12 protein-coding genes are annotated in these 14,255 nt (G+C 60.9%); 4 read left to right on the top strand and 8 right to left on the bottom strand.

Annotation, left to right across the window (positions count from 1 at the left end):
* Positions 1–361 precede the first annotated feature (361 nt).
* Genes CLV41_RS24700 through CLV41_RS24685 form a run of 4 tightly spaced genes read right to left on the bottom strand, consistent with a single transcriptional unit; the run spans position 362 to position 4,968 of the window.
* Positions 362–967 carry an ABC-type transport auxiliary lipoprotein family protein gene (locus tag CLV41_RS24700; protein ID WP_103225161.1) on the bottom strand — a complete coding sequence of 202 codons (606 nt, stop codon included), beginning with the start codon at positions 965–967 and terminating at the stop codon, positions 362–364.
* Positions 968–993: 26 nt separating this feature from the next.
* Positions 994–2,991 (bottom strand): MlaD family protein, encoded by a 1,998-nt coding sequence (locus CLV41_RS24695; RefSeq protein WP_103225160.1) that lies wholly within the window; start codon positions 2,989–2,991, stop codon positions 994–996.
* Between the two features lie 10 nt (positions 2,992–3,001).
* Positions 3,002–3,811: an ABC transporter ATP-binding protein gene (locus CLV41_RS24690; protein ID WP_103225222.1), complete on the bottom strand. Its 810-nt coding sequence runs from the start codon at positions 3,809–3,811 to the stop codon at positions 3,002–3,004.
* An 8-nt stretch (positions 3,812–3,819) separates the two neighbouring features.
* Positions 3,820–4,968, bottom strand: a complete 1,149-nt coding sequence (locus CLV41_RS24685; protein ID WP_103225159.1) for an ABC transporter permease — start codon at positions 4,966–4,968, stop codon at positions 3,820–3,822.
* Between the two features lie 250 nt (positions 4,969–5,218).
* On the opposite strand from CLV41_RS24685, the gene dgcN reads away from it, so the two are divergent.
* Together dgcN and dgcA are read left to right on the top strand one after the other, a co-directional pair.
* Positions 5,219–6,232, top strand: coding sequence for an N-acetyltransferase DgcN (gene dgcN / locus CLV41_RS24680; protein ID WP_103225158.1), 1,014 nt, complete (start codon positions 5,219–5,221; stop codon positions 6,230–6,232).
* Entirely contained in the window at positions 6,229–7,212 is a 984-nt protein-coding gene (gene dgcA / locus CLV41_RS24675; RefSeq protein WP_103225157.1) for an N-acetyl-D-Glu racemase DgcA, read from the top strand. Before dgcN ends, dgcA begins: the two co-directional genes overlap by 4 nt.
* 21 nt (positions 7,213–7,233) lie before the next feature.
* On the opposite strand, the gene CLV41_RS24670 is transcribed toward dgcA, so the two are convergent.
* Positions 7,234–8,403: an MFS transporter gene (locus tag CLV41_RS24670; protein WP_103225156.1), complete on the bottom strand. Its 1,170-nt coding sequence runs from the start codon at positions 8,401–8,403 to the stop codon at positions 7,234–7,236.
* Between the two features lie 120 nt (positions 8,404–8,523).
* On the opposite strand from CLV41_RS24670, the gene CLV41_RS24665 reads away from it, so the two are divergent.
* Positions 8,524–9,666, top strand: coding sequence for a protein phosphatase CheZ (locus CLV41_RS24665; protein ID WP_103225155.1), 1,143 nt, complete (start codon positions 8,524–8,526; stop codon positions 9,664–9,666).
* An 85-nt stretch (positions 9,667–9,751) separates the two neighbouring features.
* Here the strand turns inward: CLV41_RS24665 and CLV41_RS24660 are convergent, their stop codons facing one another.
* The 3 genes from CLV41_RS24660 to CLV41_RS24650 form a co-directional block, all read right to left on the bottom strand.
* Positions 9,752–10,777, bottom strand: coding sequence for a threonine ammonia-lyase (locus CLV41_RS24660; RefSeq protein WP_103225154.1), 1,026 nt, complete (start codon positions 10,775–10,777; stop codon positions 9,752–9,754).
* A 135-nt stretch (positions 10,778–10,912) separates the two neighbouring features.
* Positions 10,913–11,962: a glycosyltransferase family 4 protein gene (locus tag CLV41_RS24655; protein ID WP_103225153.1), complete on the bottom strand. Its 1,050-nt coding sequence runs from the start codon at positions 11,960–11,962 to the stop codon at positions 10,913–10,915.
* Positions 11,959–12,762: a UDP-2,3-diacylglucosamine diphosphatase gene (locus tag CLV41_RS24650; RefSeq protein WP_103225152.1), complete on the bottom strand. Its 804-nt coding sequence runs from the start codon at positions 12,760–12,762 to the stop codon at positions 11,959–11,961. The genes CLV41_RS24655 and CLV41_RS24650 overlap by 4 nt, the downstream gene beginning before the upstream one ends.
* 551 nt (positions 12,763–13,313) lie before the next feature.
* Here CLV41_RS24650 and CLV41_RS24645 point away from each other — a divergent pair.
* Positions 13,314–14,093, top strand: a complete 780-nt coding sequence (locus CLV41_RS24645; protein ID WP_103225151.1) for an SDR family oxidoreductase — start codon at positions 13,314–13,316, stop codon at positions 14,091–14,093.
* Positions 14,094–14,255 lie beyond the last annotated feature (162 nt).

The raw sequence follows: 14,255 nt of genomic DNA, 5'->3' as shown, positions 1-14,255 counted from the left end.
TCCGAATGTAAAAAGGCGGGCTTCGGCCCGCCTTTTTTATCGGCAATTTTCCGATCATCATCCTGGGCGCGGCAAGCGATGCGCCGCTCCTGTCTCGCGCCACGGTTTGGACATGACGGGTCGAGGATTATATCCAGGACGGCACGAAAGGGAGATACCTTCGCTCAAACAACACCCTCCGCCGCGCTGCGCGAACGTAATAAAACCTGGGGGCGTAATTTGCAGTGCGGTAAAAATGACCGCAGGGGAGCTTGAAGGTGGGATTTCCAGCGGCGAATAAATCGGCGTGGAGGGTCCGGAAATCGCAAAGATTGCACGCGAACGCGGACCATGACGAGACCCCGATCAGGTCGGGACCGGCTCAAACGTTCTGCAGCGTCCAGGCAGCCATTTCGGAAAAGACACGATCCGCGGAGCGGTTCATCGCTTCGACCGCCTTGTCGACGGAGGTCGCGCCCGCCGGAGTCTCCGCGCGGAAGACCTTGGTGGCGACCGTCCGGCCGTTGCGGTCGTTGACCAGCCGCGCGGAAATCTCGACGACACCCCGGTTGCCACTGCCGAGCCTGAGCTCGAATGCGCGGATTTCGCTCTGAAGCTGATAGTCGATCAGAAGCCCGTCCCCCGGCAGTCCGACGCCGCGCAGGCGGCCGGTATTCTGCAGGGTCTCGACCAGCTTGAGCTGCACCACGTTCGGCAGGGTGTCCGCCCAGGCGGAGCCCGGGAAATAGCTGTAGACGGGGCCCTTCTCGACCACGGCGATATAGCTGGTATCGAGCGCTTTCAGGGCCCGCGGCGAGGACACAAGCAACTGAACGCGGCTCGACCGCCCCGTCAGACCGCCGACATCGGCTGCCTCGATGCCGTAATAGGCGGACGGCGTGGAACTTGCGCAACCGGTGACCAGCACACCCAGCCCGAGAACGCCAAGCACGCCCCGTCGGGTCATGTCAGTGGTTGCCTTCGTCATAACGCCCCTGCCCCTTAAACTCTTCATCACCGCCGCCGGCCGCCGGTATAGGTCGGCACATCTTCCCCACCGAAGATCACCCGGTTCGGACTGCGTTCAAAACTCTCCGCCGCCCGTTGGATAGACACCAGCGTCCGGTTGAATTGCCCGAGCGCGGAAGCGAAATCCGCGGAGCCCTGCGTCGCGAATTTCGACAAGCCGCCGGCAATGGAATCCGCGCGGCTTTCAAACGCCACGGCGACTTTTCTGATTGCCTGCGCCGCCAGGGTCGCTTCCTTGATCAGCCCCTCGCCGTCGCCGTCCACCATCGTGGAAACCTTTTCGACAAGGCTCTCCACACGAACCGACGTGGAATTCAGCGTTGCCGTCATCTGCTTGGCATCGGTGATGATCTGGTCGACGTCCGGCGTGCGCTTGGACAGGTCATCCGTCATCCGCTGCACGTTGTCGGCGGCCTTCCTTGCGCTCGCCAGAACAGCCGGTATGCCGTCCTGCGGATTTGTAAGTTCCGAGGCCGCCGTCTCGATGGAGCCGACGATATTGGAAACCTTGGCGGGATCCACCGCCTTCAGCAGATCGTCCGCGGTCTGCAGCGTCGAGGAAAACCGTTCGGCGGCCTGCTGAACGTCGGTGATCAGCGCCGCGATCCGGTCATCCTGTCCGCGGACCGTCGCTGAGACCGCCTCGAAATTCTGCACTGTCGCCTTGGTCGAGGCGATGATGTCGTTGATCTGGGTCTGCTGGTTGTTGATGTTGTCGATGAAGCTGGCGGCGCCATCGACCGCATTGCCGACCTTCAGAGGGTCGACTTTGGCGACGATTTCATCGACCCGGGCAAGCGAAACGTTCAGCCCGTCAGTGAAGCTGCCGACCGAGGACACGATCTCCTCTATATGCAGCGGATCGATGGCTGCGGCGATCTCCACGCCCCGGGTCATGATCGCGTCGACCTTCACCACCACATCACGCCCGCCGGCGAGAATATCCGTGATGTCAGTGCTGCGCTGCTTGACCGTTCCGACGATATCGTTGACATTCTGCATCGTTTCGCTTGTCGCAACGATCAGCTTGTCGAGATCGCCGGTGCGATTATCCAGCAGGTCGCCAAAGGCGGACGCGCCTTTCATGATTCGCGCGACTTCCTCAGGCTTGACCTGGCTGACGATTTTCTGAACTTCGCCGAGGCTCGCGTTGAGCCCTTCGCTGAATTTCTGCATTTCCTGCGCCGCGCCCTGTGCGTCGGACAAGAGAAGATCGATATCCTTGCTGGCATTACCGAGACTGGCGGAGAAGGTGGTAAGATTGTCGACGATCGCCGTGACCTTGTCCGAGGGAACGGCAGCCAGCAGGCGCTCACCCTGATCCACAAGGGGTTCCAGGCGTCCCGACAGGCTCGCGAAGGCCTCCGAAGCCTTGCCGATACTCGCCATGAAAGTCTTCACGCCGTCCGAATTCGCGGCCAAGGCTGCGGAGAACGTTTCCACGTTCTTGATAGTGCTGGTGACGGTCGGACCGTTTTCCTCCAAAAAGTCATCGATCGTTTTCATGGTCGAATCCGCACGCTTGAGAACGTCGCGCGCACCGTCGACGATATCGTCGAAGAAGGATTTGTCCGCATAGATGACCGGCACATTGTCTTCATCGTAATCGCTCAAGAGCAGCGGCGAAGCCGACGTACCGCCACTGAGATCGACATAGGCGACGCCTGTCAGGCCGGTGAAGTTCAAGGTTGCCTTGGTGTCTTTCCGCACCGGCGTCGTTGGCTTGATGCGCACGGTGGCGACAACCTTGGTCGGATCGTCCGGGGCGAAATCCAGCGATCCGACATCCCCGACCTTGATACCGTTGAACAGGACCTGCCCGCCGACCGGCAGGCCGGTCACGGGACCTGGGAAGTAGATTTTGACTTGTACATTCTGGCGGGATTCCGCCGTAACGGCCAGCCAGTACACGAACCCGAACGCACCGACCAGGATAGCCACCATAAAGGCGCCGATCAGAATGTAGTTCGCTCGAGTTTCCATCCAGTCCTACCTATACCCGGCGCAACGCCCGTTCACCCCTGAAATACGATTTAATCCAGGAATCGTCATTTTTCATCATATCGTCTAGTGTTCCTATCGCCAGAACACGTTTTTTCCCAAGAACAGCGATACGATCACAGATAGAATGGAGACTATCGAGATCGTGAGTGACCATATAAACGGTCAGCCCGAGGGTTGAACTGAGATTTGCAATCAGCGAATCAAAGGCCGCGGCACTGATCGGGTCGAGTCCCGAAGTCGGCTCGTCCAGAAACACCAAATCAGGATCCAGCGCAAGGGCACGGGCCAGGCTGGCGCGCTTGATCATACCGCCCGAAAGCTCCGACGGCAGCTTGTCCGCGGCATCCTGCGACAGGCCGACGAGTTCCAGCTTCAGCGTCGCCAGTTCGTCCATCAATTGCGGTGAAAGTTTCAGGTGCTCGCGCATCGGCACCTGAATGTTCTGCTTCACGGTGAGCGAGGAAAACAGCGCACCTTGCTGGAACAGAACGCCCCAGCGGCGTTCGATGCTCTTGCGCTCAATATCGTTGGCGGTCGACAGATCGTGTCCGAAGACCGAGATCTCCCCGGCCCGCTTCTGGTTCAAGCCGAGAATCGTTCGCATCAGTACCGACTTGCCGGTTCCCGAACCGCCCACGAACCCGAGTACTTCCCCCCGGTGCACATCCAGATCCAGATCCTGAAGGATGATCTTGTTGCCGAACCCGACGGTAATGCCGCGCACGGAAAGGACATAGTCGGTATCGTCACCGGTCGGCTCGACCTCGGTTCGGATGTATTCGGCTTCGGTCAGCGACATGGATCCGGTCAAACTCCGATGGCGGCAAAGAAAATGGCAAACATGCCGTCCACGACGATCACGAGGAATATGGCCTTCACGACGGACATCGTGGTGTGACGTCCGAGTGATTCCGACGAGCCTTCGACCTTCAACCCTTCGACGCAGGCAATCAACCCCACGATCAGCGCCATAAACGGCGCCTTCACCAGGCCGACGGCCAGTGTCTGGACCGTAATCGCCGCCTGCAACTGTGTGAGGAAGGCCGCCGGCGGAATGTCCAGATAGGCCCAGGTCACCAGTCCCGAGCCCAACAGAGCCGAAATATCGGCGATAAAGGTCAGGATCGGCAGCGCGATCATCAGCGCCAGGATACGCGGCAACACCAGAACCTCGGTCACGCTGAGGCCGATCACATGCAGGGCATCCACCTCCTCCTGCATGCGCATGGCCCCGAGCTCGGCGGTAAAGGCCGACCCGGACCGGCCCGCCACCATGATCGCCGTGAGAATCACCCCGATCTCGCGCAGCACCAGAATACCCGCCAGATCGACGACAAATATATCGGCGCCGAACTGGCGGAGATAGAAGCCGCCCTGCTGCGAAATGATCGCCCCGATCAGGAAACTCATCAGGGCAACGATAGGCACCCCGCCGACGCAGCTCCGGTCGAACTGCACGGCGATAGAGATGCCGCGCAGCCGTTTGGGCTGCAGGAGCACTGTCGACAGGACCAGTCCGAGCGAGCCGAGAATATGCAGCATCGCAAGGCCGTCCTTGCCGACGTCGACCATCTGCCGCCCGGTTGTCTCGAGGAACCCCAGAATGGAAAACCGTTGCCGGTCAGGTTTCCACCCCGGCGGATGATGCTTCTCGATTTCCTCAAACAGCGTCTGGCGCACGGGCGAGACGCCTTTCAGTTCGACCTTGCGCCCCTCGAACTCCAGCCTTCCGCGGGTACGATGGATCAGCCAGGCGCCGCTCGTATCCAAATGTTCGATCCTGGAAACGTCGATCGAGGTCGGCCGGTCTCCGCCAAGCTGCAAATTGGCGATTTCCTGTTCCGCGTCTCCGACCGTGTTGACAGTCCAGTCGCCGGAGAGGGAAAGACACAGATGATCGGGTCCGTTCGCCTCGATCTGCATCTCCGGCGCGATGTTTTTTTCCAAGAATGCCATTCCGGCTGGCTGCCCTCTTGCCGCTGGTTCACCTACCCTCGTATACCTGATGGAATAGTTCAGGTCACGGACCCAAAAACGGGAATAATGCGCTTTGAACCGGTTTCCCCTTCATCAGGAAGCGGCCCGGTCAGATCCGAATCACATGGAAATGGCCGCACTCCGCGGTGCTTCGTCATTTCCGATGCCATTTTCGCGTCATTCATGGGACCCAGACCTGACATCCGGCAACCGATTGAAAGATTTATCGATGGAAATAGCCCGCCCCTACCTTCTGTTCCTTGGTGATGTTGCCGATTCCCTTGCGGCAAAAACCGCGATCGGCATCGTCGACTGGCGCAAGGACTGGTGTATCGGCCAGATTCGCCTGCAAGGGTGCGCCGCCGATACCGGCCTGCCGGACATGTCGATCGCGGACGGAGCCGCCGCCGGAGCGAAAACCTTCGTCATCGGCGCGGTCAACGCCGGCGGACGCCTGCCCGAGCACTGGATCGATTCGATCGTGGCGGCCCTGGAGGCGGGAATGGACGTCGCCTCCGGCCTGCATGTGCGTCTGGGCGACATTCCGGCCATCAGGAGCGCCGCGGAAAAGAACGGCCGCCAATTGCACGATGTGCGCCACAGCACCACAAGTTTCGCCACCGGCAAGGGCACCAGACGATCCGGAAAACGCATCCTGGCGGTGGGCACCGATTGTTCCGTCGGCAAGAAATACACCGCCCTTGCGATGGACAAGGCGATGAACGAGCGCGGCTACACGAGTTCCTTCTGCGCGACCGGACAGACCGGCGTTTTCATTTCCGGGCGCGGCGCCTCGCTCGATGCCGTGATCGCCGATTTCATTTCCGGCGCCGCGGAATGGCTGTCGCCGGAAACGGACGACAGTCACTGGCAGATCATCGAAGGCCAGGGGTCCCTGTTCCATCCTTCGTTCGCCGGCGTGACACTCGGACTGCTGCACGGGTCCCAGCCGGACGGCTTCATCGTCTGCCATGAGCCGACGCGCACCAGGATGCGCGGCGTCGAAACCCCCTTGCCGACCATCCAGCAGGTCATTGACCTGACGGTTCAATGCGGCAGACTGACCAATCCGGACATCCGCTGCGTCGGCATCGCGGTCAACACCGCTGCCTTGGGTGACGACGAGGCGCTCGCCTATCTCGCCAAGGTCGGTGAACAATACGGACTGCCGGCGACCGATCCCGTCCGTTACGGCATGGAGGCCATCGTCGACAAGGTCTCCGCCGAGTTCGGCGCCCCATGAGCATCTCAATCAGTATCGAGGCCGAAAGCTTTGAAATCGCCGGGGGTTTCAGGATTTCCCGCGAAACGAGAACCCATGCGCAGGTCATCGTCGTTACCCTCAAGGACGGCAGCCACACCGGCCGGGGCGAGTGTGTCCCCTATCCGCGCTACGGCGAATCCCTTGAAAGCGTTCAAGCCCTGATTGAGGAGATAGCCCCCCTTTTGAAGACAGGTCTTTCCCGGACGGCGCTCCAGGACGCCATGCCGGCGGGTGCGGCGCGCAACGCGGTCGATTGCGCCCTGTGGGACCTGGAAGCAAAGAAGGCGGGAAAACCCGCGGCGGAGATTGCCGGCCTCGCCCCCCTGAAGGCCGTCACCACCGCGTTCACCATCAGCGTCGATTCGCCCGAAGTCATGGCGGAGAAAACCAGCGCCGCGGCGCACCGCCCGCTCCTGAAGATCAAGCTGGCGGGACAAGGTGACGCCGAACGCATCGCCGCGGTCCGGCGGGCCGCGCCTGAAAGCACCTTGATCGTCGATGCCAACGAAGCCTGGGACGCAAGCTGCTTTGAGGAAAACATGGCCGCCTGCGTGGCCGCCGGTGTCGCCCTGATAGAACAGCCGCTGCCGTCGAAAAACGATGGTCTTCTGGCTGAAATTGAGCGTCCGATAACAATCTGCGCGGACGAAAGCCTGCATCCCGGCATGGGGATCGACGGTTTGCGGGGCAAATATGACGCCGTCAACATCAAGCTCGACAAGGCAGGCGGGCTCACTGAAGCAATGAGGCTCGTGGCGGCGGCCCGGGAGCAGGATTTCGCGATTATGGTCGGCTGCATGCTCGGCACCTCGCTGGCGATGGCTCCGGCGGTCCTGATCGCCCAGCAGGCGGATTTCGTCGATCTCGACGGACCGCTGCTGCTGGCGCAAGACAGATCGCCGGGCCTGAGATTCGAAGGCAGCACCCTTTACCCGCCGCGGCCGGAACTGTGGGGCTGAGACCGGCCCGCACGGGGAAGGTCAGCCCGCGGCGGCCATGCGCCTGCGCATAAGCGGCGTGAGCGCAAGCACCAGGAGAACGCCGACCGCGGCAACGGCTGCCATCAGATAGAACGGCAGGTCCGGATCGGTTTCATAGAGCGCTCCGCATACGCCAAGCCCGATTGCCATCTGTATGCCGATGGATGTAGCCAGAAGTCCCTGCCCGGTCCCGGACCATCGGCTCGGAACCACCTTTGCCAGGATGGCAAGCGATCCAAGGTGCGCCGCGCCGAAGGTAAGCCCGTGCAGCAGTTGCAGCGCGGCCATCGCCGCGAAAGTGTCGGCGAGCGGAAAAAGACCCCAGCGGACGACCGCGGCAATGCCGGCCACCAGAAGGAACACGGGCGGATCCATCCGAATCGGCAATCTTGCGGCGATTGCGAAAAGTCCGATTTCCGCCACCACACCGATCGCCCAAAGGACGCCGATGGTGAAATCCGGGACATCCATGGCCTGCCAGTACAGCGTTCCGAAGCCATAAAACGCCGCATGACTCGCCTGAAACAGACCGAACACGGCCAGCACCGGCCAGAACCACACGCTTGCGAACGGGGCTGCCTGGTCCGCCCTGTCCGGCTCGCCTGTCCGGTCGCCGCGTTTTTGCGAGGGCATCGACATGGCCACCAGACCGGTCATGAGAGCGGAAATGGCGATGAGCAGCAGAAGCAGCCAGTTCGTCGCCTGCGCGGCGAGCGTACCTCCCACCAGCGTCGCCCCGACAAAACCGGCCGATCCCCACAGCCGCATCCGGGCATAGTCCGTGCCCGTGTTGCGCGCGACATCGAGTGCATAGGCATCGCTCAGCGGCAAGACGGGCGATTGAAACACCATATATCCGACGACGGCGGAACCGATCAGGACGATCTCCGCAGGCCCGCAAAACAGTCCGATAAACGCCGCGCCGGCGAGACTGTAGATCAGGATGGCCAGCCGTCTCTGACCCGTCCTGTCGGCGATATTTGCCAAAAGGGGACTTGCCGCGATTCGGGTGATCGTACCCGCGCCCAGAATGAAACCGATATCCTCCGCGCTTAGCCCCCGGAACTCGAGAACAACCGGCAAAAACGGCAGGAACAGGCCAAACCCGAAAAAGTGCACGGCAAAAAGGCCGGAGACCCTTGTGCTGACTTTCGGTGGGGTGCGGGTCATGTGATTAATGTCAAGGATTGCGCCTAAAGGGATGTTAACGATTTTCGTCTTACCTTTAAGAGCAAGTTGTCCGTGATAGGGCAACATCCGATCCCTAGGCAAGTTGAGATTAGCGTCCACATGACAGCGGAAGCAAAACCGGAAGAGCCGGAGCTGATCGGCGAAGCCGAATACCACACCCTCGAACAGACACTGTTGGAGTCCGATCGCGGACGACGGTTTCTGGCTGAGTACCTCAATCGGCACAAAACGCCGGAAACCACCGAGATCCTGACGGCAATACAGCGCCTCGAGAAAGTGGTCACCCGGCAACGCAAGGTGCCGGATCTCGACAAGATCCGTCTCGATATCGCCGACATGCACGAAGCGATCGAGCGCACCAAATCCGAAATATCCAACATCAAGGACGAAGGCGACGAAAGCAATCGCTTCGTCGATGCTTCGCACGAACTCGACGCGATCATCACGCAGACCGAGGGGGCGACCCAGTCAATTCTGGAAGCAGCCGAACAGATTCAGGAAAAAGCCTGGGTGCTGCGCGAGAACGGCGCGGACGATGCGGCCTGCGACGATATCGACGCCAAAGCGACCGAGATCTTCATGGCCTGTTCCTTCCAGGACCTGACCGGACAGCGCACCAACAAGGTTGTGCAGGTTCTCAGATACCTGGAAAGCCGCATCAACCTGATGATCGGCATCTGGGGCATCGAGGAGATGGAAGCCGATGCGGATGCCGGCCCGGTCGATTCCCGCCCGGATTCCCATCTCTTGAACGGACCACAGCGCGACGGGCACGGCGTTTCCCAGAACAGCGTCGATGAACTGATGTCGGTCAGTGACGATGTCCTGAACGCGGCCATGGATGAAACCGAAGCTTCTGCGGCGAAAGAACCGGCCGCTACCAATGCCAGCGAATCGGACGTCGACGCCATCATGGCAGGCGGCAATGAACCCATGGGTTCCGACGCGATCGACGACATGTTCGCTTCGCCTGCTAGCAACGATGCGGATGACGAAGCGGCCCCTGAAGACGACGCGGCGAACGGCAACGAGCCGGATGCCACGCTTGACGAGGCGGCGATTGAAAAACTGTTCGACACCGAAGTCGATTCCGCGGCGGATGATGTGGCCGAAGTTGCCACCGAAGACGCCGCTGAGGAAGCCGACGCCGATGCCGAGTGGGAAATGACGGAAGAAACGTCAAAGGACAAGGACCCGCTCGAGGAACTGACCGAAGCCGAACGCCAGGCTCTCTTCAACTGAGCGGACCGGTTCCGCCGAAAAAGAAAGGGCGTTGCCGGCGGGCAGCGCCCTTTTTCTTTGAGAGGTCCAGGCCCACAGACTCCAATTACCGGGAGAGCACCTTCATCATCATCTGAGGATCGATGTTGCCACCTGTCAGGACGATCCCGACAGTCTTGTTTGCGACCGGCAGTTTTCCGGACAGGACCGCCGCCAGTGCCGCGGCGCCGCCCGGCTCCACCACCAGTTTGAGCTCCCTGAAGGCAAAGGCGACAGCATCCAGGACCTCTTCATCGGAAACGGTCACGCCCTCTCCCGCCAGCCGGCGGAGAATGGAAAAGCCGATTTCTCCGGGAGACTCCGACAAAAGCGCGTCGCAAATGGAACCGGACCGGACCGCATTCGAAAGAACCGTTCCAGCTTCGAGGGATCTCCTGTAATCGTCGAACAATTCAGGTTCCGCGGTGTGGAACAGCGTGGACGGCGATTTGGAGGCCAGAGCGAGCGCGATCCCGCTTGAAAGCCCGCCGCCGCCCGTGCAGCCCAGCACATGGTCAAGCTCGACACCGAGCGCCGCGGCCTGGGCGGCCATCTCCAGCCCGACGGTTCCCTGACCGGCAATGACCGCCGGATCGTTGTAGGGATGCACCAGGGTCGCGCCGGTTTGCGCGCAAAGCTCCGCCGCGATGGCTTCCCGGTCTTCGGTTTCCCGGTCATAGGTGACCACCCTGGCACCGAAGCCGCGCGTGCGTTCCAGTTTGATTGCCGGCGCATCGGCCGGCATGACGATGGTGGCCGGCATGCCGAGAAGCTGCGCGCTGGCGGCAACCCCTTGCGCGTGATTCCCCGAAGAACAGGCCACCACGCCCCTGGCACGCGCTTCCTCAGGGATGAGACTGAGACAGTTGTAGGCACCGCGGAACTTGAAAGAACCGCTGCGCTGCAGGTTTTCCGCCTTGAGGAACACCCGGGCGCCGGTCCGCTCGTCCAGCAGAGGATGCCGCAGAAGCGGAGTGGCAAGCGCCTCGCCGCTAATCCGTGCGGCAGCGGCCTCGATGTCCTCGATCGAGATCGCCTTGCCGGAATCTTCCGGTGTTTTGCCTTGATCCGGCCGAAGCTGCGTATCGCTCATCGAAACCCATCCTGAAGAAAATCGCCAAGAACAGATGAGTAGTGAGGTTTCAGAGCGACATCAACACCAAAGAAAAAAGACCGGCAGAACACATCAACGCGAGCCACCGCTCCTCCCGGAGCGGCGCCAGATGGCCTATTCCGCCGCCTTGGCCCGCGCGAGCGTGCCGTTGTAGATGTCCCGGGCCGCGATGCAATTGTCGAGGAACTGGCGGGCACTGGCGGCCCAGGTATAGTTCATGGCGATCATCCGGCAGTGGTCGCGCGGAATGTCCAGCGCCGCCTCCGCCGCTTCCTGCAGATTTTCCGACAGCACACCGGCACCGGTATCGCCGATGACATCCAGCGGTCCCATCACGGGATAGGCGGCCACGGGAACGCCGCAGGCAAGCGCCTCCAGCATCACATTTCCGAATGTGTCCGTCAGCGAGGGAAACATGAAAACATCCGCGTCGGAATAATGGCGAGCCAGATCCTCGCCCACCTTCGAGCCGGTAAAATGCGTGTCCGGATACTCTCGCCGCAGCGCCTCCAGTTGCGGCCCGCCACCGACGACCACCTTGGAACCGTTCAGCTTGAGGTCCAGAAATGCCTTGATGTTCTTCTCGATCGCCACGCGGCCGACATACATGAACACCGGCCTGGGCAGGTCCGCCGGCAGCACCGAGCCCTCATAGGGTCTGAAAAGCTGTTCATCCACGCCGCGCGACCAGCGCATCAGGTTCTGAAAGCCCCGATCGCGCAGATCCTGTTCCAGCGAGCGCGTCGCCACCATGCAGCCGCTCGCCGAATTGTGGAACTTGCGCAGCCAACTGTAGGACCAGGAGAGCGGGATCGGCAATCGCGCGGAAACATATTCGGGAAACCGCGTGTGATAGCTCGTGGTGAAAGGCCGCCCGGTCTTGCGCGCGACACTGGCCGCGAGAATTCCCAGCGGGCCTTCCGTGGCGATGTGCAGGTGCTCGCAACCGAACTCCTCTATTTTCCGGCCGACAATGCCGCGATGGGTCAGCGACAACCGGATTTCCGGATATGTGGGACACGGAAGGGTCTTGAACGCCTGAGGAGAAAGGAACTCGACCCGAATTCCGATTTCCTCAAGTTCTTCCGCCGTTCGCTCCAATGACCGGACAACACCATTTATCTGCGGATGCCAGGCATCCGTCACAATCAGGATGGAGCTCATGCGGCGACCGCTGTTTCCTTGGACTTCGCCGGCACGGCTCCGGTCTGGGTCTGCTCCACCCATCGGATCACCTCAAACGTTCCATCGTGGTGTTCTGCAACCGCAGTACAACTTTCCACCCAGTCACCTGTGTTTATGTAATGAATGCCGTTCACGTCGCGGTCGGCGGCATGGTGGATATGACCGCAGATCACCCCTTCCACCCCCTGGCGGCGCGCCTCTTCCGACAGCGCCTCCTCGAACCGGCCGATAAAGCTGACGGCATTCTTGACTTTCAGCTTTGCCCAGGCCGAAAGCGACCAGTAGGTCAGGCCAAGGCGCCGGCGGACCACATTGAGCCACGTGTTGACGCCGAGTGCCGTCACGTAGGCCTTGTCTCCGAAGAACGCCAGCCACTTGGCGTGCCGGATAACAACGTCGAACTGATCGCCGTGGATCACCAGGTAGCGCTTGCCGCTGGCGGATTCATGAATGATGCTGTCCGTCACCTCGACCCCGCCGAAATGGGTCCCGAGGAAACTGCGCAGAAACTCGTCGTGATTGCCCGGAATATAGATGACACGGGCTCCCTTGCGGCTTTTGCGGAGGATCTTCTGCACCACGTCGTTGTGCAATTGCGGCCAATGCCATGAACGCCTCAGGCGCCATCCGTCGGCAATGTCACCGACCAGGTAGATGGTCTCCGCATCGTTGTCCTTAAGAAAGTCCAGCAGCATATCCGCCTGGCAGCCACGCGTGCCAAGATGAACGTCAGAAATGAACAAAGCCCGGTAATGCCGCGATGTCTCTGCAGTAGACATAGCACTTCTCCATATTCTCATTGGAGCGCTATAGACGCGATTCAGGTATCACTATTATGACAACTCTGCCCTCTCCCCGATTGATGTTTGTTTTCCACCCCAATGATTAACATCACCGGACCCTACGGAATAGATTTCATCGATTACTGACGGGCGGTTGAAAATTCTTGCCCTGCGCCCTTAATACCAAAGAGCGTTGATTATGACCCATCTGACGGGTCATTCCCGTTCGCCGGCGAGGCGCTTTGCGCAGTACGGCCTGGTTGGCCGGACAAGCAACGCAACAAAGTCCGGCGGGCGGGAATGGCCCACCGGAGGCCGGTTTTGAAGGGTCTTCGGCCAGGAGCTCGTCGCAGTGTGATGCGGGGTATCGGACAAGACGTGCGACGCCGTCCGAAGACCCTTCAAAACCGGTCAGATGAGTCATAATCAACTCTCTTTGGTATAATACTAGCTGGCGTCAACAGGAACGCATCGCTCCGCGCGGTCGATTGACAGCCGGCGGCGCACCGGCCACAAACCGCTTCACCGGAAACAGAAGGAGACATTCCATGGACCTGGGCCTTGAGGGCAAAAAGGCGATCGTCTGCGCGTCCAGCCGCGGTCTCGGCAGAGGCTGTGCGGAAGCTCTGGCCGAAGCGGGCTGCGAAATTGTCCTGAACGGACGCAACGAAGCCGTGCTGGCGGAAACACAGGCCGCCATCGAAACGGCCTACGGCGCGAGCGTGACGCGCGTTGCCGCGGATGTTTCCACCCGCGAAGGCCAGGAAGCCTTGCTGGCTGCCTGCCCTCGCCCCGACATCCTGATCAACAACAATGGCGGCCCGCCCCGCAAGGACTATAGCGAACTCGACCGGGCGGCGATGCTGGACGGGGCCATCCAGAATTTCATCACGCCGGTCGAACTGATCCAGGCGGTCGCCCCGGGCATGAAGGAACGCGGCTTCGGCAGGATCGTCAACATCACCTCGCTCTCGGTCAGGATGCCGATTGAAGGTCTTGACCTGTCCAGTGGCGCGCGAGCGGGCCTCACGGCATTTCTGGCCGGCGTCTGCCGTCAGCTCGCCCCGCATGGCATCACCATCAACAATCTGCTTCCCGGCAAGATGGATACCGACCGGCTGAAGGGCGGATTTGAACGCGCCGCGCAACAGACCGGCAAGAGCGTCGACCATGTGCGAACGGCACAGGCCGCGGAAATTCCCGCGCGGCGCTTCGGCACGGCGGAGGAATTCGGCCAGACATGCGCCTTCCTGTGCTCCCGGCAGGCCGGCTATATCACCGGACAGAATATCCTGATGGACGGTGGCCTGTTTCCCTCGGCCTTCTGACACGCGTATCCGCGACATGAAAAGGCCGGGACAACCGTCCCGGCCTTCAGACCGCTGACAAACCCGCCGATTTCGGCGGGTTTGTTTTTTTGATGGTTTTATATCGGGATTTCGGGCGTTTTTTTGTTTCCGGTGTATTGGCCTTGTCGGCCTCAAGCTTGC

Origin of the sequence: Roseibium marinum, assembly GCF_002906165.1 — a bacterium.
GTDB lineage: Bacteria > Pseudomonadota > Alphaproteobacteria > Rhizobiales > Stappiaceae > Roseibium > Roseibium marinum.
The sequence above is the reverse complement of the archived record's forward strand: the minus strand, read 5'-3'. Positions and strand labels throughout refer to the sequence as shown.